This window comes from Tumebacillus amylolyticus (genome assembly GCF_016722965.1).
GTDB classification, from domain to species: domain Bacteria; phylum Bacillota; class Bacilli; order Tumebacillales; family Tumebacillaceae; genus Tumebacillus; species Tumebacillus amylolyticus.
In genome coordinates this window covers 426,542-447,828 of sequence record NZ_JAEQNB010000001.1, presented here as the reverse complement: position 1 = coordinate 447,828, position 21,287 = coordinate 426,542, and the positions used below count along the sequence as shown (strand labels likewise).

The window sequence follows — 21,287 nt, the reverse complement described above, 5'->3', positions numbered from 1 at the left end:
GACCCCTCGCCACACGGCGGCAGGGGTCTTTTTTTACCTTATACGCGGAACTCGTCCGGCTTCTCACCCTGCCCGAAGTGGTACAAGATCGCTTGCACGATCCGCTCCGAAGCCTGTCCGTCGCCGTAGGGATTCGCGGCGATCGACATCGCTTCGTGCGCTCCTTCGTCGGTCAGCAGTTCATGAGCGAGCGAGTAGATCACCTCTTGCTCCGTGCCCGCCAGTTTCAACGTGCCGGCTTCGATGCCCTCCGGACGCTCGGTGGTGTCGCGAAGCACGAGTACCGGAACGCCAAGCGACGGTGCTTCTTCTTGAATCCCGCCGGAGTCGGTCAAGATCAAGTACGCACGGGACATGAAGTTGTGCGTATCGAACACGTCGAGCGGGTCGATCAAATGAATCCGATCATGTCCTCCGAGAATGGCACGCGCCGGTTCTTGCACAGCCGGGTTCAGATGCACCGGGTAGACGAGCACGATGTCCTCATGCTCTTCGACCAAGCGGCGAACGGCGGTGAAGATGTTGTGCATCTTCTCCCCCAAATTCTCACGGCGGTGCGCCGTCATGAACACGAGTCGTTGGCCCGCTTGCAGGCTGTCAAGGATCTCATGGGAGTATGTATCGCGAACGGTGGTCGCCATCGCGTCAATCGCCGTATTGCCCGTGACGAAGATGCGCGCCTCCGGTTTGTGCTCTTGCAGAAGGTTCGCCTTGGACATGTCGGTCGGCGCAAAGTGCAGATCGGCCATGACGCCGGTCAGTTGGCGGTTCATCTCTTCCGGGAACGGGGAGTACTTGTCATACGTGCGCAAACCCGCTTCCACATGACCGATGGCGATCTGTTGGTAAAAAGCGGCCAAGCCCGCCACGAACGTCGTCGTGGTATCGCCATGTACGAGCACGATGTGCGGCTGTTCCTCTTGCAAGACCTTCTCAAGACCTGCCAGCGCTTTGATCGACACGCCGGTCAGCGTTTGGCGCGGCTCCATGATGTCGAGGTCGTAGTCCGGCTTGATCTCGAACAAGTTCAACACTTGGTCGAGCATCTGCCGGTGCTGCGCGGTGACGCACACCTTGGAGTGAATTCTGTCTCCGGCCTTCTCCAGCGCTTTCACAAGCGGTGCCATCTTGACAGCTTCCGGTCGGGTGCCAAACACGGTCAGTACACGAATCGGTTCCATAGTTTCTATCGCTCTCCTCTGTTACTTCGTGCCGTACAAGCGGTCGCCCGCGTCGCCGAGGCCCGGCGTGATATACCCGTGGTCGTTCAAGCATTCATCGATGGCGGCGACGTAGATGTCTACGTCCGGATGTGCTTGTTGAACGGTTTCGATGCCTTCGGGAGCGGCGATCAAGCACATCAGCTTGATGTTTTTCGCGCCGCGTTGTTTCATAAACGTGATCGCAGCCGCAGCCGAACCGCCCGTCGCAAGCATCGGGTCGACCGTGATCAAGTCGCGCTCTTCCAAATCGGTCGGGAGTTTGCAGTAGTACTCCACCGGTTGCAGGGTTTCCGGATCGCGGTAGAGGCCGATGTGACCGACCTTCGCGCTCGGGATGAGGCTCAAGATGCCGTCCACCATGCCAAGTCCGGCGCGCAAGATCGGCACGACGCCGAGCTTTTTCCCGGCGAGGATCTTGGTTTTGGCTTCCGAAACCGGCGTTTGAATCGTGGTCTCCTCCAGGGGCAGATCGCGAGTGGCTTCGTACGCCATCAACATCGCGACTTCCTCCACCAGTTCGCGGAATTGCTTCGTCCCGGTTTCGGTGCTGCGGATGTAGGTCAATTTATGTTGGATCAGTGGGTGATCAAATACGTAGACTTTTCCCATGAGCCGTCTCCCCTTTGCAATTTTCGTCTGTACCATTATAGCAAAACCTTTCTGGAATACCAAAAGAGACCCGACACGCTCCGGGGCGTGTCGGGTCTTTTTTTCCGACTGTGGGGTCTTAGAGGTAGGTCAAGCCTTCGTACATCGGGAATTTGTCGCAAAGCGCCTGTACACGCTGGCGTGCTTCTTCGACTTTGGCCGCGTCGTCGCGATGCTTGAGGGTCAGCTCGATGATCGCAGCGATTTCCACCATCGCTTCGCCGTCAAAACCACGGGACGTGGCAGCCGGGGTGCCGATGCGCACGCCCGAGGTGACAAACGGAGACGCCGGATCGAACGGGATGGTGTTTTTGTTCGTCGTGACGCCGATTTCGTCGAGCAGGTGCTCCGCTTCTTTGCCGGTCAGTCCGAAGTTGCGGACGTCGAGCAAGAGCAGGTGGTTGTCCGTGCCGCCCGACACGAGGGTGAAACCACGGTCGGTCAGAGCGGTTGCCAGCGTTTGTGCGTTGTCCACGACCGCTTGGATGTAGTCTTTGAAGTCCGGTTGCAGCGCTTCGCCGAATGCGACCGCTTTGGATGCGATGACGTGCATCAGCGGGCCGCCTTGGATGCCCGGGAAAATCGCTTTGTCGATCGCCTTCGCGTATTGCTCTTTGCAGAGAATCAGACCGCCGCGCGGGCCGCGCAACGTTTTATGTGTGGTGGAGGTGACGAAATCTGCGTACGGAACCGGAGACGGATGGTGACCGGTCGCAACGAGACCTGCGATGTGCGCCATGTCGACCATGAGGTACGCACCGACTTCGTCGGCGATCTCACGCAGTTTCGGGAAGTCGATCTCGCGCGGGAACGCAGAAGCGCCGGCGACGATCATCTTCGGTTTATGTTCGACGGCGAGGGCGCGGACTTTGTCGTAGTCGATTTGGTGCGTGCCTTCTTCGACGCCGTAGGGAACGAAGTTGTAGTATTGGCCGGAGATGTTCACCGGAGAACCGTGGGTCAAATGACCGCCGTGCGAGAGGTTCATCCCGAGCACGGTGTCACCCGGCTTCAGGAATGCGAAATACACAGCTGTGTTCGCATTGGCGCCGGAGTGCGGTTGGACGTTGGCATGTTCCGCGTTGAACAATTTCTTCACGCGGTCGCGGGCGATGTCTTCTACGACGTCGACGTATTCACAGCCGCCGTAGTAGCGCTTGCCGGGGTAGCCCTCTGCGTATTTGTTCGTGAGCACGGTGCCCATCGCTTCCATAACTGCAGTGGAGACGAAGTTTTCGGAGGCGATCAATTCGATTTTCGAACGCTGGCGGCCCAGCTCTTTTTCCATGGCTTCGGCAACTTCGCGGTCGATCTGTTTCAATGTTTGGGACAGATGGTTTGTCATCTTCGGTCACTCTCCTTGGAACGGCTATTTCCGAACATTATAACACATTCGACACGAAATGGTTCGTACTTTGCGGTCAATCGAGAACGTAAATGGCGCGTGCGCCACCGATCAGTTTCGGACGCGTTTTCGCCATCGTGACGTGAGCCTCGCCAATCGAACGAAGGGTCGGACGAACGGGCACGGCGACGGGGCGCAGATGCATCCCGATGAACGTGTCTCCGATGTCGATGCCTGCGTGGGCTTGGATGCGTTCGACGAGGACCGGCTTGGTCAGGGATCGAAACGCGGTGGACGCCACTTGACCTCCCGCCGTCGGAACGGGGACGACGGTGACTTCCTCTAAGTGAAACTCCTTCATCGTCTGACGCTCGACGACGAGAGCGCGGTTGAGATGCTCGCAGCATTGAAACGCCACGTGAAACCCGTACTGTGTGCGAGCTTCCAGCACCGCCTCCACGATCTGCTGCGCGGCTTCGGCAGAACCGGCCGTGCCGATCTTGCGCCCGACGACTTCGCTGGAGGAACAGCCTATGACGACGATGGTTTCGCTGTCCAATTCGGTGCTTCCCGCCAGTTCGCGGAGCACTTGCAGGGTCTGTGCCTTCACGAGAGCGGGATCAAACGCCTCGTGTTGGGAAGTTTCGTTCTCTAGCATCCTGTCACGCCTTCTTCTTGACCGTAGCGTTTTTCGACGTCGGCGATCTTGTCGAGACGCTTTTGGTGACGACCGCCGCTGAATTCGGTGGTGAGCCAAATTTCCACGATGTCATCGGCGAGACCCGGCCCGATGACGCGTGCGCCCATCGCCATGATGTTGGTGTCGTTGTGCTCGCGGGTCGCTTTTGCCGAGAACGTATCATGGAGCAGGGCACAGCGAATGCCCGGAACTTTGTTCGCGACGATGCTCATGCCAAGTCCGGTGCCACAGACGAGGATGCCGCGCTGGTATTCACCGCTTGCCACAGCTTCCGCGACTTTGATCCCGTAGTCCGGGTAGTCCACCGACTCTTCCGAATACGTCCCGAAGTCGTGGTAGGCAATCCCCATCGCGTCGAGTTTCTTTTTCACAGATTCTTTCAAAGAAAAGCCGCCATGGTCGGCTGCAATTGCAAGTTTCATCTGTCAAAAACCTCCTTGGTAGGTAGTTCGGTTACTTACACGTTAGAAAGTGATTGTCCGAATGTCAACCCCAAAACCGGATAAGATCTCAACCAATTCACTTGGCGGACCTTCTTCCTTGGCAATGTTGACGAGGTCTGACATGAAATGATCTTCTTTGTAACGATGAACGATGTTGCAAATTTCTTGGTAGATTACCTTTCGCAAAAGAATCTTGCCATTAATCCACCGATTTACTCCTTGCAGTGTCTGGCATTCCTTTATGATTTCTGAGGAACGTTGTTCCCACGATTTCAGGACCTCATCAAGGTCTCCGCGAGTTGGTAATTGCTCCATTCGCTTTGACAGTTCGTTTTTTACAGCCTCAGCCTCAAGCTGAGGTTTGTCAAAGAACGGTGTAAGTTCGTGAAAAGCCTTATTTTTTTGAAAAATCAAAAGCTGCTCGTTCGCTGCTGCAAGATAACATAATTCCTTGGCTTTGGAAAGGATCAGGCATTCGATCTCCTCCTCGGATTTCCAATTCGGAAGATGATCAAAATCACGAAAAACCGCTAATTTATATAGATATTTGGGTTCAATAAAGTAGTTTTCCAACGAGTAACGGGAAAGGATTGCACAGCGACACTCTGCTACACGACTACCTTTTACTACTTCGTCCGAGTCGAAATCTCGATCTACAAGACCTACGGCAGTAGGGTCTTTCTCGACTTTTTCCAAGGCTTTTCTCTTGTTACCCGCCCGCTCAAACATCCCCCCGATGGGAAATAGCTGATCCAGCACTGCCTGATCATCTTTTCCCTCCACAAAAACCTTCGAATAGGCCGTCATGACCGTGATTCCTCCAAGAGGTTATCCAAGTTGATGACTTCATATCCCACTACCGATTCCGCTATACGTGGAGACTGGGTTGTCACGATGAATTGGGCGTCATACTTTTTGCAAAGCGCAGTGAGCGTTTCCATAAAGAGACGTTGCCAAACCGGGTGGAGGTGAATTTCCGGCTCATCGATCAACAGAATGCTACCCTTTCGAATATATCGGTAAATCTCTCCGAGTAACAGGATAAGTTGGTTTTCTCCTGAACTCAATGCATCCAGATGAAGCTTCTGCCCCGAGATGGTATGGACCACCTCTACACGGTAATCATAGCCAACAGTTGTGATGGTTTTATCCTCAAGAAAACGATTGACTAGTTGAGCGAACTCATGAAAGCGGGATGTAGCATCGGGATTGGTTTCTCGCGCTTTCAAGTCACGAAAATAGAGCCACACTAAAAAGCTCTCTACAGAACCCTTCCACTCGTTGTGGTAGCGATTGTAGCGGTAAGTCCAATGAAATTGAGGGGCTTCGTTCTGAATTTCTCCAGAAAACTTGAACGTCGTAAGTCGGTCGGTCGGAAAATAGAGTAGATTGCCGAGATCTGGATTCGAGTCTACTCCAGCGCTCGCGTACTTGATCTCCTTCACCAAACGTTCTGCTCGTTCTGTGCGAACCAAAAGCTTACCACTTCGAGGCCGATCTAAGTAGGAAAAGTCCTCTCCCATATATATATCATCTGACCGAATCGTCTGCTGATTGATCCCATACCAATTGCCTGTATGAATCATAAAGGGGGTCTGCTCTTTCAATTCCGGATATTCCAAGGCCATTTCTATCCCTGCTACATGAAAAGCATTGGTATTCCAGCGGAGGATTGCTTCCTCACCTTTGCTTAGAATATCAATTACTCCGAAAATATGATCAAGGATCGTTGTTTTCCCCGAACCATTCTTCCCAACAATGACGGTACGAGGGCGTACCTTGTTATTTACTGGGTCAACGAGTTCTATCGTTAATTTTCGGAACCCTTTTACTCCGTGCAAACTCAAACTCCTCAGTTTCACAAATACACCTCCCGAAACATGACTCCCTCACCTCTAGTATATCCTACCAACCCACGAAATAGAAAAGCCCCGCACCTATCTAAGCTAACGGGGCTCTCCATTTTTACTCCACGCCTTCTTCCTTCAACCGGACAACCAACTTATCCAGCAACACGCCGATCTCTTGGCCCGTAGTGTCGTACGTGTCTTGCGTGCCGCCGTACGGGTCGGCGATGTCGTAGTCGGGCAGTTTGGCGACGAGTTTCATCATCTGGTCGGCTTCTTGTTGGACGGAAGCTTCGAGGCGCTCTTGCAGCGCCGCCAGTTCATCATCAATCGTTGCATCCTGCCCCCCGCTGTCCGCATAGCGCTGTTGCAGGCTCTCGATTTCATCAGCATGCTCCGCCATGAACAGCGCCTGCTTGGTCTGCGCTTCCGCTTGCAACTCGCCCATCTCTTCGAGAATCCGCAAGCTCTCCGGATCGTCATCGACGAACTCTTTCAATTGGAACGTTTTGTCGAGCGCTTCAAAGTGGCGCTCCAAGATCGCCCGCTTGTGCGACTGCGACATGGTCAGGATCAGATCGGCCCACTTCACCAGTTCATCATCGAGCGGCGTCGCCATGTGCGCGTCGGGGTCCAACCCGTGATTCGTCAGCACCTGCTTGGCTCCCTTGCTCGCCGGTTGCCCCGCATACGCCGCAATCCCCGCCGAGCGCACTTCAACTGCGTCACCAAGCCCCGCAGCATCCAAACGCTTGCGCATCAGCGGCTCTGCCATCGCGCTGCGGCAGGTGTTCCCTGTACATACAAACAACAAATTCATGTCGTCTCCTCCTTCGTTCCACACGCCTTTCCTCTTAGTATAATCAAAAAGAGACCTGACCGCACGTGCGGACAGGTCTCCTTTTTCCAAAGCTTAGTCTTCGAGCAGGGTTCCGACGTTGTTCTCCATCGCGTACTCGTAGTAATAACGAGCCACCGCCACGTCGAACACCGCCATCCCCATCGGGTTGAAAATCACCGCTTCGTCCGAGCCAAAGCCCTTGAACGCTTCTTTGCAGACCACGTCGACGATCGACTTGGTGTCTTCCTCCTGCAAGCCGCGCTCTTTGTGCATCAGCTCGATATCGGTGTTCTCACGGCAGACTTCTTCCCAATCGTCGACGATGATCGCTTTCGTGTAGTCGAGAATCTCCGGCTTGAAGTCGCGCAGAGAGACGTTCAACAACAGCGCGCCCTCTTTCGGCTTGCGGTCGATGTAGCCGCCCGACGAAACGGTGCAGGTGATGAACACATCTGCATCGTCATACGCCGCTTCGTACGTATCCACGATCTCCACGCGATCTTTGATCGCAGCCGGGATGTACTCCGTCTTCACGCCGCCGATGTCATAGAGGAACACCTTCGCGATTTTGTCCCCGAGTACAGCCGTGACCATTTCGAGATGCAACTGGCCGATCGGGCCGAACCCGATGATGCCGACGTTCACGTTTGCAAGCGGTTTCACTTCTTCATACTTTTTGATCACCAGACCGGTGACCGAAGCCGTGCGGATGCCGGAGACGTACGCGGTGTTGAAGACCGCCATCGGCTTGCCGTTGTCCGCTTGGTTCAAGATCGTGACCGAGTGCGCACGTTGAACGCCTTGCTGGATGTTCTTCGGGAAGGACGCGATCCACTTGATCCCCGCCACGTTCACATCGCCGCCGCAGAATGCCGGCATCGCGATGATGCGGTTGGTCAGGTCTCGATAGCGCAGGTACGGCTTGACCGGTTGGGCGAAGTCGTTCGTTGCCAGGCACTTCACGGCATCTTCGACCACGGAGATCGTCTTGTGCCAGTTGATGCCGATGGATTGCAGGTCCTTCGTGTTCAAATACAACATGGGGCTTTATCTCCTCTCTTTGCTTACGACAGAATTACGACTGAATCTGGACGGAGTTTTTTTCACGAATGTCTTGCACCCAATCTTGGTTGTAGACGGTGTCCGCATAAGGCGTGCCGCCGTCCGGGCAGAGAAATACGACTTTGGGTCTCTTCTCAAAAATCTTGTCCTTGAAATACTGCTGAATCGCGTAGTACGACGTCCCCGACGAGCCGCCGCCGAAGATGCAATGGTCTTCGAACAGTTGGTAGCAGCCGGTGATCGTGTCCACTTCCTCGACGTGGAAGACCTCGTCGATGACAGCTTCGCGCAAGATGTCCGGCACCATCGAAGATCCGATGCCCGGAATGTAGCGTTTCTTCGGCGGCGTGCCGAAGATCACCGATCCCACGCTGTCCACCGCCACGATGCGCACGTTCGGGAACTTGTCCTTCAAACGGCGCGAAACACCGGAGATCGTCCCGCCGGAAGACACGCCCACGAACGCGTAGTCCAACTCGTCGAAGTGTTCTGCCAACTCTGTGCCCAACCCTTTATAGTGCGCGTTGAAGTTGTCGATGTTGCCGTATTGATTCGTCCAAAACGAGTTCGGGATGTCCCGCAGCAAGTCGTTGACACGCTGAACACGGGTGAGCAAAAAGCCGCCGGTTTTGTCCCGTTCTTCGACTTTTTCCACGCGGTACGACAGCGAGCGAAGCAGGTTCTCGTAACTCGGGTTGATGTTTGGATCGATGACCGGGATGAACTTGATCCCCAAACGCTTGCAAAGCGTGGCAAGCGCAATGCCAAAATTCCCGGATGAGGATTCAATCACCGTCGTGTCTTGGGTCACGCGCCCGCTTTCAATCGCGGACTTCAAGATGTAATAGGCCGGGCGAACTTTTACGCTGCCCATAAGATTGTGAAACTCCAACTTGGCGTACAGATCGACGGTCGGATGTTCCAGATGCACAAGCGGCGTCCGGCCGATAAAATTCCCGATCGATGACAGCTTCTCAATCATGATCTTCTCTCCCCGATTGAAAAAGTTTGATCCGGCGATTTTGCAATGTCATAAAGATCATAACCCCTACGTTAAATACTCGTCAAGAGATATTGGATTATACTTTTCAAGATTCTAATAGTCATTAAAACTAGGTCTAGGAAAGAATGGTTACCAAATGTAAAAACAAAAAACGACGAGGAAGTGTCCCCGCCGTTTTTTTCGCGTTGTTGAGGCTCGTCAGAACAAGAACTTCAAGCCAAATGCGACCAGCACCGCGCCGCCAATGACTTCGCCGTATTCACCAAACAGATGGGACACGCGCCCACCGACACCCAGTCCCAACGCGGCAAGCATCGCACCGCAGATGCCAAACAACGTGACGGCAAGCGCAATGTTGGCCCCGAATGTTCCGAGCGAAAACCCGACCGACAGCGAGTCGAGGCTCACGGAGAGCGCAAACAAAAACAGCCCGATCCCGCTCGTGCGCGCGGATGCCCGGCTATCTCCGGCCTCGTCGTCCTTGCCGAAAATCGAGTTCCAGATCATCTGACCGCCCAACCCGATCAGAAGCAAAGCTCCGATCCAGCGCGTGACGTCCCCGACGACGCTTGAGAGATACATCCCGACGACCATCCCGAGCAGCGGCATCACCACGTGAAAAACACCGATCGTCCCCGAGATGCGGGCGATTTCGTGCGTGCGAAGCTTGAGCATCCCCATGCCGAGCCCCAGAGAGAATGCATCCATGCCCAGAGCCAGAGCCATGACGAGCAACGTCATGAACTCACCGTTATGTAGAAGTATGTTGCCCACTGGCATCCCTCCCCCGGTTGTCCTGCTACACCATGTCTATGCGGCTTGTCTGCGAAAAAAAACCTCAGACTCCGCGAGGGAGTCTGAGGTTTTTTTATGCTTACCAGTAGAGACCTCGACGAAAACCGACCCCGGCACCAATGCCGATGCCCGCACCGACTCCGATGCCCGCACCATAGCCCAGGCCGCCAAACCCGCCGTAGCCCAGGCCGCCGAAACCTCCATAGCCAAGGCCACCGAACCCGCCATAGCCAAGGCCGCCGCCAAATCCTGCACCGATGCCAGCTCCTACGCCTACGCCAACTCCGATCCCGGCACCATAGCCGATGCCGCCAAACCCGCGATACCCACCAAAGCCGCCGTATCCCGGATAAAAGACTTGTTCCGCTTGAACTTGAACCGACTTGCGCGACTTACGCGCCTTACGGGTGATGCTGTTTGCCTTTTTGCCTTTCATTCTACGCTGCCACCTGCCAGTCTCATTATTTTCTATATCCTATGGAGACGGGGTCGAAATGGTGCGGACGAGCGCACGAAAAAGACCGCCCGATTCGGACGGTCTTGGTGTAAGAAAATTCACTTCATCCCTACGCGTGTTGCGCATAGAGCACGCGCAACGAGTCCCGATTCCAACGGCGAACGCCAACTACGCGGTCTGCTCCGAGGGCACGGTACGCGCGCATGAAACTTTGGTTCTGAGCGACGACGACGACTTTCTGGATTCCCGCTTGTTTGAGCGCTTGCACGATCAGCGCACTCTCAAGCCAAGCCCCTTCGAAGACGACAGCTGTGTCGCAGTTGCGGACCGCTTCGTTTGCGATGACGTCCGACTTGTGATGACCTACCGAGATCACCGTGGCGTCCACCTCGTGTTCGCGCAGAAACTGAGTCGTCTGCACGCAATAATCGAGGACGGAACACTCGACGCCAAGCGCCTTCATCGTGGTTATGAACGGAATCGCAGCTTCATCCATCGTCACAACAAGACATTGTTTCATGCCAAATACACCTCTTTATCCAATGTAGTATTGGACAACAAGAACCGAGGTCATCGACCTCTCTCGCAGCAGCTTACGAAGTTAGCTGACGGGTTAGGGTGGCAAGAGAGAAACTACACCCCTTCTGCTATACGTCTGGCAGAACTCACCCCATGTTGATTGGGTCCTCCGCTTCGTGCCCATCTCAGGTCACGAACTCAGCTGTTGTGTGTTGTCTGCTTCCATTATACACGTTCCACTGGGGAAAGATGAAGCGCTTTCACGCCTATTTTTCCGCCAATTCTGTGAACCTACGAAGAAATCACCCGATGTCCCGCCGCTTTTCGCAGTCGGTTCATGATCGCGAGACCGACGCCCGCTTCGGAGAACGTTTCGGCGTAGATCTCTTCCACGCCATGATGGTCGAAGGATCGAATCGCGTCGTAGAGATGCGTTGCGACGGTGGCGAGATCATCGCGGGAGCCGAGCGACAGCGTGATGACAGCTTCCTCCCCATTTGGCAAGCGCTCTGATGAAAAAGCGGCGTGGTACGCCTCTGTCTCTTCGTCTGTCGTGAGGATGCCGACTTTTTTCCCTTGCTCCCGAGCCGCGCGCACAAGTTCTGCAATCTTGGTACGCGCAGACGCTCCCTCAACCAAATACATCGTGCCCTGCGGCGCGTAGTGCGTGTATTTGACGCCTGGGGACTTGGGGGCGATCGCTTCATTGCCAAGCGCCGGATCGATTCCTACGGGGCCCAAAACTTCCTCCAACATCTCGCGGGTGATGCCGCCCGGCCGGAGAATCATCGGCTTGTCCCCCGTTACGTCCAAAACGGTGGACTCCACGCCGACGCCCGCAGGTCCTCCGTCCACAACGCCGGCGATGCGTCCGGAGAGGTCTTCCAGAACATGATCGGCGGTCGTCGGACTCGGACGTCCAGAACGGTTCGCGCTCGGAGCGGCCAGTGGCACGCCCGCCATCGCGATCAGTTGCAACGCGGTATCATGATCAGGCATGCGAATGCCCACCGTCGAAAGCCCGGCCGTTACCGTCGTCGGCACTCGATCTGTACACGGCAAGATCAACGTCAACGGCCCCGGCCAAAAACGTTCCATGCACAGACGTGCTTGATCCGGAATGTGCGTGACCAGCGGGTGAAGATCTTGTTCACGGGCGATGTGGACAATCAGTGGATTGTCGGACGGTCGCCCCTTGGCTGCAAAAATTTGACTCACCGCTTCTGCATCGAGTGCATTGGCACCCAATCCATAGACGGTCTCCGTCGGAAACGCCACGGTCAGACCGTCACGAAGCATGTGTGCGGCACGTTCAAGGTCGTCTGGACCTGTGCCAAATCGTTGTGTTTCGATGCTCATTGGAATCCCTGCCCATTTTCATTGTCCTATCCAGTATAGGCAAAGTTCGGGGAAATTCCAACGTAGGAACGTTTGTTCTTAGTTACCCACAATATCCACAGGGCTATGTGGATAAGTTGTGGACTTGTACACATGGACCATCGGAATGATCTCCTGTCCGGCATACGCGAGGTAGGATGGAGACTGGCGAATACACGCGGGCAACGCCTCTGCCTCGATTGTGGAAAACCCCATGTGGATAAACAGGTCCAAACCTGTGGATTTTGTGAATAAGTACAACGCCGAGAGTTCCTTCGTCTCGGCATAGGCAAAAAAGAGGCGCAACAGCTCCATCCCCATCTTCGCTTGCAAAGCGGAGTTTTCCAGAACGAGCGACCGCATCAGACCGTACAAACGTTCGTGTTCTTGGTACGTTTCCAAGCCTACGGTGCCCACAAGTTTCGATTCGTTCGGGTTTTCCACGGCGAGGTAGTTGTGGATGTGATCGCCGAGTCCGTTTGTGGACAACCCGGCGGCTGTGAGTAACTTGTGGATGGGTGCAAAGTCTTCGAGGGTTGCTTGGCGGATGATCAGGCTCATGGTAGGACGTCCTCCCTGTTTGCTGGTTTCTATCAATCTATGAGGATAGAAACGAAAAAAGAGCCGTGACCTCGAAAGGCACGGCTCTTTTTTTCCAACTTACAGGGTTGTTTGTGGATAACGGTCGAGAATCACCGCTGCTTGTGCGCGGGTCAGGAGGTCGCCCGGTGCCAATTCATCCGGGGAAACGCCGCTGACGAGGCCCAGTTTGATCGCCTGTGCGAACGAGGAACGCGCCCAGTCGGAGATGTCGTTGGCGTCTGCAAACGGAGCGAGCAGTTTCGCTTGCTCCTCCGGCGAGATCACGGCGATCTTGCCGTCAAATTGCAGCGCGTTTGCGATCATCACAACCATCTCTTCGCGGGTGATCAAGCCTTCCGGTGCGAAGCGGTTGTCTTCGCGGCCGTGGACGATGCCAAGACCAGCGGCGCGGGACACACTTCCTTCGTACCAGTCGCCGTTGGCGACGTCGCTGAAGGTCGTTTGCTTGATCGGGTTCGGCAAATTCAACAGGCGGTCGATCAGCGAGACGAACTCGGCGCGGTTGATGCTGCTCTCCGGACCGAACTCCGTCTCCGTTTTGCCTGCGATGATGTGATGCGCGGCCAGGCGTTCGATGGAGCTTTGCGCCCAATGGCCGGTGGTGTCGGTGAACGTTTTGTCATAGAGGAACAGGGCGAGCGGTTGACCGCCGCTGACCCGTGCCGTCAAGACGTTCGTTTGCTTGTCGAGCGTTGCGCGCAGGTAGGTCCACGTCTCCGTGGTTGCATCGTATTCGTAGACGCCTGCTTTGCGGGAGTCGACCACTTGCGGAATCGCCAGTTGAACTTCCAGAGCTCCCATCGGGTTGAGCGTACTGGTTTTGCTGCCGGACGTTGCCGTGACGGTCAGTTGCAGAGCGGACGATGCGGCGTGGTAAGAAGCATCACGCTGCTGCGCTTGCTTGAACCACTTCGAGGCGGTGTCGCCTGTGATGGCGTTCCAGTTGAAGGTCAACGTGATTTTGCTGTCGAGTGCGCCCACTTGCTTCTCGATCTGATCGCCAAACACGTTCGCCGGGAGCGTGATCGTGCCTTCTGTTTGCTTCAGTACGATCTTGGCTCCTTGGTCCTTGAGGTAGGCGAGCGCGTCCGCTTGGAGGCTCAGAGGAGCCTTGGCAGAAGCCAGATCCATCGTGAGCGCGGAGTCGCGCAGGAGTTTTTTCACATCGTTCAGCGTCAAGGTGCCGTTCGAAGTATTGCTTGTGGAACCGCCGCCGTTGTAGACCGGCGGCACGTAGCCGTGCGAGATGCGCAGCTCGTATTGGCGGGTCGTCGTCCCGTCTCCCGCCGTGACACCGAGCGGGATGACCGTTTCGCCCGTTTTTTGCAACGCGATTTCACGGTCGAGATTCGCGGTGAGAACGTAGCCGTCCAGACGCAACGTCGCTCCGTTGTTCGTCGGGACCGCGCGAATCGTCGTCGTGGTCAGGTTGTCGGGGACGGAAATTTTGTACGACGTGATGTTTGGCGAGAACGTCGGCGTCATCGGGTAGGAACCGCCCGCGACGAGCAGGGTTTTGAGCGTTGCGTCGCTGGAAACGGAATTGTCGGTCAGCGCTGCGGTGAGCGCGCCCGATCCGTTGTGCGAAGCGTCCTCTACCCCACCTGCCACGACGTTCACTTTGACGCCGGACGTTGCGACTTTGCCGTTCAGGAACAGTTTGACACTTTGCCCGTCAACGCCGTACTCGACAGACTGCGGGGTGACGGTGGAACCTTGCAGGGTGAAGGAAGAGCCTGCCAAGGCTTTTTTCGTGTTCAGGGCTTCGTTGAACATAAGCGTCACCACGTCCCCGTTGGCGCCAAGCACTGCCGTGCTCAGGGTCGGAGCTTGGGTGTCGGCCGCTTGCACCGGGACGGTTTGCGTCACGGTGTCGAGGTCTGCATCCGGCTCAGACGCGATGCCTGCGTAGGAGACGATGTCGGAAGCGAGCAGGGTTACGAGTACTTGCTTGCCGACGGTGAGCTTCTGAGTTGTTGTGAATGTGAACGTGCGAGCGAGCGAGACGTTGTTGCTATCTGTGCGCGCACCACCTGCTGTGAGAGTTCCCGTGACCGGAGTTCCGTCGACGGTGAGCGTTACGGAGTTCGTCGTCAGGGAATCCGTTCTGACATACTTGTCGGTGGTGATCTCAAGCGTCGTGCCGCTGTTCGAAGATTGGGCCGGATGGACCGTCAACTGCGGCGGCAGGTTGGAGATCATCGGAGTGTTGACGTTGAAGCGCGGCGGCGGTACGTCCATCGCGGCGCTTTCGGAGACGTCGTAGCCGTCTTTTTCATAGACGACTTTCCACGTGCCGTTCGGTACGTCCCAGCCGTACTTGCCCTCCGGGTCGGTGAGTTGCGGGTTGATCTGTTCATACCATTCTGCATCCCACGGAATCCATTGGTTGCTTTGCGCGTCGAGGTAGTAGACCGTCGCTTTCACATCGGCAACCGGATTGTCTTCGAACGTTTCGTAAACGAAGCCGCTCGGGTCGTAGATCCAGACCGGAGAAGCGGTCGGTTGGCTGCCCCCATTCTCGTTGTTGCTGTCATCCTTCGGTTTCGCACAGTCGCCCATCTGGGAGATGTGGTCGTTGAGGGATTTGAGGCGAGCGTCGACGACCATGTCGACACCGCTTTGCAGCAAGTTGCCGGCGATGTTGAACACGAGCGAGGCACCGAGCGTTTCCGGGGCGAGCACGGCTCCGGCGAGGTTGAGCGCCCACTTCGTGACTTCGCCTGCGATGATCAAGTTGTTCGTCATCTCGATGCTCGAGTTCCAGACTTGACCGCCCGGGCAGGAGTTCGCACGGACGGCGAGGTCGACGACTTGGTCGAATTTCTTCTCCACATCGAAGCGACCGTCGATGTTTTGCTTGGTTTGCTGGATGTCGTTGCCGCCTTTGTAGAGGGCGTCTTTTTCATTCCAAACGATCTTGCCCGTGACTTTGACGGCGTTGACGATGTTGCCGCCTGCCGCGCTGTATTGCGGCGAGATCGTGGTTTGCGAGGACGTGTTGTTCAACGCCGAGACCAACAGATTCAAGCCGGCGTTCACGCTGAGGTTGGTGTTCGGTTTTTGCACGTAGCCGGAGAGGTAGGAAACTTGCTTGCCATCCTCTTCCTTGACGTCGAAGGACAGGCCGTAGACCGGGATGCCGGTTGCGGCCGCTTTTTGCTGCTCCTCGACCGTCGGGGTGTACGTCAGGTTCTCCTCCATCGAGACGTCGACGCCCAGACCCATTTGGGAATCCGGCAGGGTCAGATCGACGTGTCCGGTCGTGACGTTGCCCGTCGTGTGCAGCATTTCTTTGCTGTCGATGGTGACGTCGCGCATCCCGGCCGGCATGCGGTCACGGGCTTGGGCTTCCGTCGGAACTTGAGTGATCGGCACCGGAGGTGCTTTTTTGCGGTCGAAGGTCACGTAGATGCCTTCGCCGACAGAACTGACGCCCGACATCTCGACGTGCCAGAGGTTGTCATCACCGAGTTTGGCGATGCCCACCGTTTCATTGGCACCGTGTCCGAGATGGACTTTGACGTTCTCGACCTTGGTCGGGTCGTTGAACTTCAAGTCGAAGTAGAACCCATCCCACGGACGAACGACATACGGGAAGCGCGGCACGCCTTTGGTGAGGTCGAGCGTGACGATCCGACTGTCGCCTTGGCGCATCGTCATTTCTTGAAGCACGGGCTCGTTCGGCTCGTAGGAGACATCTGTGACTTTCGAGCGAATCGCGTTGCCGTCTCCATCGGTCGAGACCGCTTGCAGGTGGAACAGTTTGTCGCCCTTGGGATCGGGCAGAGTCAAGCTCATCGCCCAGACGCCGCCGGCGCCGGCGGTTGTTTTTCCGAGAAGTTGTTGTCCTTCGTAGACCGAGACTTCTCCATTGATCGGACCTGTTCCCGTGACCGTCCACGTCAGCGCGTTTGTGCGCAGCGGAGCGGTCAGAGAGATCAGCGAAGTCGAGATTTTCACTTGACCGAGCACTTCTTCGCCGTTGCTGCCATCAAACGAAATGGTCGCATCGGACAGCAATTCGGTGCCGCGGTAGTTGTCTTGTACTTGGAACGAGATGCGCACCACACCGGCTTGACCTTTGGTCACGTTGCCAAGCTTTACGATTGCAAAGCCCGGTTTCGAGACGAGATCGACCTGATCGGCGGTGGCCGTCACCTCGTTGATCACCACGGAGTTGGCAACGGCGTCGGTGCCGTCCGGGATGCGGAAGGTCAGCTTGGCGTTGCTCACATCGCGGGTTGCTTTGTACGCGGCGCGCAACGTGCCGTTTTGACCCGGACGCAATTGCGGGGTGGACGTTTGCAGGGAATTGCCTTCTTGGGTGGCAAACACACCGCTTCGCGTGAGGTCGAGCGTCCCGAGGTTTTGCGGAGTTCCCTTGATGAGGTTGACGTTCACCGACTTCTGATACGTCGCCCCGTAGACATTCCCTTCGGCGTTAAAGACCAACTTCATCGGGCCTTCGGTCTTCGGTTTGAAGCGGAACGCGGAACTGTTGCCAAAGAGATAATCCAGCATGTTGTTGTTCTGATCGTAGAGAGCTCCCGACCACATGCGAAGTGCTCCTGCCGCTGCCGGCAGACGCAGGCTTCCGAAGATGTCGGTGGAGTTTTCTTGCAGACGAATCTCAGCGACTGCGTTCATGTCTTCACCGATCGGAGCGTCCACACAAACTTTCGAGAGATTGCCCTCCGTACCGTCTATGCACACATTGACTTTGTCTCCGGGCTTCTGGCCCCGCAGGACCACCGAATCGGAGCTGACACCGGCCCCGTTGACCGTGACATGCATATGGATGCCGACAGTCCAGTCGATCGGCAGCGGGCCTTGCCATTCGGTATCCGAGCTATACTTCGTGTACAACTTGATCTTGAGATTTGCGACCTGCAGCGCGGCAATCGAGAAATCTGCCGTCGTCGTCGAATTCCCTTCGACTTTCACATTGCGGGATTCGGAGCCGTATTCGAACTGGCTCGGAAGCACCACGTTCACCGTGGCATCCCCCGCAAACAGATCGAAGCTATAGAACCCGTCTCGATCCGTTTTCACCTGTTCAGAATAAAAACGTCCTTGAACGTTCCCGGAGACCGATACGACGGCCTCGTTTATCGGCTTGCCGTTGCTCACGACATGGCCTTGCAGCTTGCCTTTTTGCAACTTGTGGACCGCGATCGTTTTTTGATTCAACTGCTCCAGATTCAGAGCGAACGATTGCGGTTCGGGGCGCTGGTAGACATTTTCATCGACCAGCAGACGAACTTGCAGATTCTGCACCTGGCGATCCGTCAAGGTATACAGACGAGTCACGCCGTTGGCATCCGTCGTCACTTGACCCACATATCTTCCATTGTCTGCATTGAAAAGCGTCACGGCGGCGTTGGCAATCGGAGTCGTGTTGTCATCTTCCGTGACCTTCACTTGAATCGTGGTCACCTTCACATCCAGTGACTCCAGTTGCTTCAACCCGCCATAGATCGAGACGGCGTTGGTCGACTCCATGATTTTGTGTCCAAAGGAATCGAACAGTTGCCATTGATAGTCGCTTGCTTCCGGCAAGCGAACAAACGACAACGTGCCGGAATCATTGAGAACCTTGGTCTGCGAGACCCCCGTGCTCTTGCTCGACAGGACCACGCGGTATTGAAGCGGGCGAGTCAGTTCCGCTGGAACTGTCACCGTTGCTTCCCACGAGCCCCAGACCTGCCACGGCAACCCTTGCACCGAAGCAGTTGCGGGATCGCCGCCGTTCGGATCTGCTTGAGACGCGCTGATGCTCGTAATCGTCGCCGTGTTCTCGGCGAGCTTCAACGTCCCTTTGTAGACCCCTTGCGTCGAGCTTTCCGTCATCGGGACGGACATCGTCTCGTGTGTTTTCACATACGGCTTGTTTGACGTATCCCACTTGTCATAGTTGACCGTCACCGTCACCGAAGAATTCGGCAAACCGGTCACCGTCACCGCTTGAGATGCGCCCGGAGCCAGCGTGCTGCCGCTCATCCCCGTACGGTCCACGGCCAAGAGCAATTTCGCGCCTGCCACCGTAACCGTGACCGTATTGGTTTCGTACGCCACTTGCCTCGACGCGTTGCGTCCACGAACCACGAACGTGTACGAGCCGGGCGGCAGATGAGTCACATCGTACTGCGGCGACGTCGCACTGATTCCATCCTTGAGCATCGACGGATTCGTTCCCGGCGTCACGTCCCAAACTTCGTACGACGAAATCGTGTTATCGCCCGGCGTCCACGACAAGTGGAACCCGCCGGAGATATCCGACTTGGACAACGTCCCCGTCTGCTTCACGATGCCTGCGGGCGTACGGAACACTTTCGTCGGAGTCGGTTCACTCTCATTGCCCGCCGCATCATACGCTTTGGCGAGCACCGTATACTCCGTATCGGGCAACAGATCGCCCGATTCGAACTCAAACCCCGACCACGGACTGTCTTTTAAAACAGTCTCTGCCTTCGTCGTCGGATTGACCGAATACAACCGATATCCGGCAACCGCGACATTGTCCGCTGCCTGCGGAGTCACAAAGATCGATATATAACCTTCATAAGTGCTGTACTCCAACATCGGAGATTCCGGCCAAGTCGGGGCCTGATGATCGTTCCAGCCCTTCACCAGCATCGGACCCGAGCCCCAAGACGTCTGGTACGAATGGCTGACGGCTTCCACTTGGAACCCGTCCTGCAACTCCTCCTCCGTCCGGTTGCTCACCGTAAACGACGTCGTACTTCCATCCGTCGCTCCCAACAATTCTTTGTGCGTATTGGTACGATACACCTTGTACCCGATCACATCTTGACCCGGCAAAGCGGGCCACTGCAACGTGACACCGGAGGCAGTCGCCTCTCCCGTCAACTTGCTGCCGACAGGCCAAGACGGAAGTGTGGACGCATTCTGCGCCACATACAACGAACCATACGAATAATTCGTATTCGGATCGGTAAACGGAGCGAGATTCTCCGAATCCCCACGGAACGCCAAAGCGCCGCTGTCCGACAGAGCGGGATTGGTCTCCTCGCCACTCAACATCCCCTGATACGGTTGGCTCGCCAACTGGACGCTGTGCGACGTCAAATTATGGACATACACAAGCGACGGATCGGGCATACGATTTGCGTCCACAGGAATCTCAGCGGCCAGCAAATTAAACGCATGCGAAGCAAACGCCACCTTGTCACCGTTCGGTGAAAGCGACGGCATCAAACTGCGCCCATCGGCCTGCTCCCCGTTCTCCGTGACCGAAACCCGCATCAAATTCGGCGAATTCTGATCCCACACAAACACATCGGAGACCCCGTTGGTGTCATCCGCCACCAAATCGCTGCTCTCCGAAACGAACGCCACGCGCCCCCCGTCTGCGCTGATACTCGCAGACGAACTCAGGCCGTTGCCGGCCTTGCCGGACTCCGCCCGAGATACCAGCGAGACGCTCTGCGTCGAACGATCGTATCGATAGATATCGTCCGTCTCATTCAGATCGTCGGCGTTCCACGACGCGCGCGAGCGGAACGCAACATACTGCCCATTCTCCGCAATCGAGGGAGGCTCCAGCGCATCCACATCCATGGACTCGCCACCGTTCCTGACCATCTCGGTCATGCCGCTTTGCACGTTGTGCAAATACAAGCGCCATTGATACTGCACCGAATCCTGAGCCAGGTTACTGGCTTCCGAAGCAAACGCGACCCACTGCCCATCGCCCGAAATCACGGGCACCTGAGAAAAATAGTCTGCCGGAGCCCCCGTAGGCGCAACACTGACCAACCTCGTAGACTGCGTCACCCGGTCAAACAAATAGACGCGATCAAACGCATCGAACCCGTCCGGGTTCTGACCTGCCGTCTCTTGAACCAAGTTGGTCGCCTTCGACTGATAGACCACGTATCGCCCGTCGTCCGAAACAGACGGCCAAGTAGAAAATGCATTTGCGACCTGACCATCCAACCCCTTGGAGATCAGTTCCGTCGACCCCGTCTGGCGGTCGTGCAGATAGACCTGCCACTCGTACCCGGCGCCATCCACCAACGTAGAAGCGTTGGATTCAAACACCACAAACCGGCCGTCCTTGGTAATCCGTGCGTGATCCGAAATCCCATTGCCCTCGGCGCCAGCCGAAGAGCGGCTGACCTTCTCATTAAAATTCCAGTCCCCGCTCGGCAGCTCCGCAGCCCCTGCCCGAGAGGGCAAAGCAAAAGCAGGCACCACCAAATTGGCGACCAAAGCGCCGGTCAAAAGCACGCTCCAAGGCCCCCTGAGGTACCAAGGTCGTTTACGACCTTTATCTCTACCCATGCACACCTCACCCTTCACTAAAAAATGTTCACAATACACATTTATATATTATCTTTTTAGAACAGAACACCTTCTTAAAAATCATGTAATTTCCCATCGAAACCTAAATAAAAA

At 56.0% G+C, this 21,287-nt stretch carries 16 protein-coding genes and 1 riboswitch; all 16 genes read right to left on the bottom strand.

All coding sequences use genetic code 11. The annotated features are described in order from the left end of the window. Positions 1–38 precede the first annotated feature (38 nt). Positions 39–1,181: a non-hydrolyzing UDP-N-acetylglucosamine 2-epimerase gene (wecB, locus tag JJB07_RS02125; protein ID WP_201630711.1), complete on the bottom strand. Its 1,143-nt coding sequence runs from the start codon at positions 1,179–1,181 to the stop codon at positions 39–41. Positions 1,182–1,202: 21 nt separating this feature from the next. Further along, positions 1,203–1,832 carry a uracil phosphoribosyltransferase gene (gene upp / locus JJB07_RS02120; RefSeq protein ID WP_201630709.1) on the bottom strand — a complete coding sequence of 210 codons (630 nt, stop codon included), beginning with the start codon at positions 1,830–1,832 and terminating at the stop codon, positions 1,203–1,205. A gap of 118 nt (positions 1,833–1,950) precedes the next feature. Next, a complete protein-coding gene (locus JJB07_RS02115; protein ID WP_201630707.1) occupies positions 1,951–3,216 on the bottom strand; it encodes a serine hydroxymethyltransferase in 1,266 nt (421 codons plus the stop codon). Positions 3,217–3,292: 76 nt separating this feature from the next. Then, positions 3,293–3,874: a TIGR01440 family protein gene (locus tag JJB07_RS02110; RefSeq protein WP_201630706.1), complete on the bottom strand. Its 582-nt coding sequence runs from the start codon at positions 3,872–3,874 to the stop codon at positions 3,293–3,295. After that, a complete protein-coding gene (rpiB, locus tag JJB07_RS02105; RefSeq protein ID WP_201630705.1) occupies positions 3,868–4,338 on the bottom strand; it encodes a ribose 5-phosphate isomerase B in 471 nt (156 codons plus the stop codon). Before rpiB ends, JJB07_RS02110 begins: the two co-directional genes overlap by 7 nt. 42 nt (positions 4,339–4,380) lie before the next feature. Further along, positions 4,381–5,166, bottom strand: coding sequence for a DUF4435 domain-containing protein (locus JJB07_RS02100; protein WP_201630704.1), 786 nt, complete (start codon positions 5,164–5,166; stop codon positions 4,381–4,383). Next, positions 5,163–6,221, bottom strand: coding sequence for an AAA family ATPase (locus JJB07_RS02095; protein WP_201630703.1), 1,059 nt, complete (start codon positions 6,219–6,221; stop codon positions 5,163–5,165). The genes JJB07_RS02100 and JJB07_RS02095 overlap by 4 nt, the downstream gene beginning before the upstream one ends. 103 nt (positions 6,222–6,324) lie before the next feature. Next, the gene (locus JJB07_RS02090; RefSeq protein WP_201630702.1) at positions 6,325–7,026 is read right to left on the bottom strand and encodes a low molecular weight protein arginine phosphatase; all 702 of its coding nucleotides are present in this window, start codon (positions 7,024–7,026) and stop codon (positions 6,325–6,327) included. Between the two features lie 93 nt (positions 7,027–7,119). Continuing rightward, a complete protein-coding gene (sbnB, locus tag JJB07_RS02085) occupies positions 7,120–8,088 on the bottom strand; it encodes a 2,3-diaminopropionate biosynthesis protein SbnB (RefSeq protein WP_201630701.1) in 969 nt (322 codons plus the stop codon). Between the two features lie 34 nt (positions 8,089–8,122). After that, entirely contained in the window at positions 8,123–9,091 is a 969-nt protein-coding gene (sbnA, locus tag JJB07_RS02080) for a 2,3-diaminopropionate biosynthesis protein SbnA (protein ID WP_201630700.1), read from the bottom strand. A gap of 219 nt (positions 9,092–9,310) precedes the next feature. Beyond that, positions 9,311–9,892: a manganese efflux pump MntP gene (locus tag JJB07_RS02075; RefSeq protein WP_201630699.1), complete on the bottom strand. Its 582-nt coding sequence runs from the start codon at positions 9,890–9,892 to the stop codon at positions 9,311–9,313. A 94-nt stretch (positions 9,893–9,986) separates the two neighbouring features. Beyond that, positions 9,987–10,343, bottom strand: coding sequence for a hypothetical protein (locus JJB07_RS24160; protein WP_201630697.1), 357 nt, complete (start codon positions 10,341–10,343; stop codon positions 9,987–9,989). A 130-nt stretch (positions 10,344–10,473) separates the two neighbouring features. Next, positions 10,474–10,884 (bottom strand): NAD-binding protein, encoded by a 411-nt coding sequence (locus tag JJB07_RS02065; RefSeq protein WP_201630695.1) that lies wholly within the window; start codon positions 10,882–10,884, stop codon positions 10,474–10,476. Between the two features lie 55 nt (positions 10,885–10,939). Then, positions 10,940–11,097: riboswitch (cyclic di-AMP (ydaO/yuaA leader) on the bottom strand. A gap of 77 nt (positions 11,098–11,174) precedes the next feature. Beyond that, complete coding sequence (locus JJB07_RS02060) at positions 11,175–12,242, bottom strand: L-threonylcarbamoyladenylate synthase (RefSeq protein WP_201630693.1); 1,068 nt, start codon at positions 12,240–12,242, stop codon at positions 11,175–11,177. A 78-nt stretch (positions 12,243–12,320) separates the two neighbouring features. Then, complete coding sequence (locus JJB07_RS02055) at positions 12,321–12,821, bottom strand: GNAT family N-acetyltransferase (RefSeq protein ID WP_201630691.1); 501 nt, start codon at positions 12,819–12,821, stop codon at positions 12,321–12,323. Positions 12,822–12,920: 99 nt separating this feature from the next. Then, positions 12,921–21,119 carry an S-layer homology domain-containing protein gene (locus JJB07_RS02050; RefSeq protein ID WP_201630689.1) on the bottom strand — a complete coding sequence of 2,733 codons (8,199 nt, stop codon included), beginning with the start codon at positions 21,117–21,119 and terminating at the stop codon, positions 12,921–12,923. Positions 21,120–21,287: the final 168 nt, after the last annotated feature.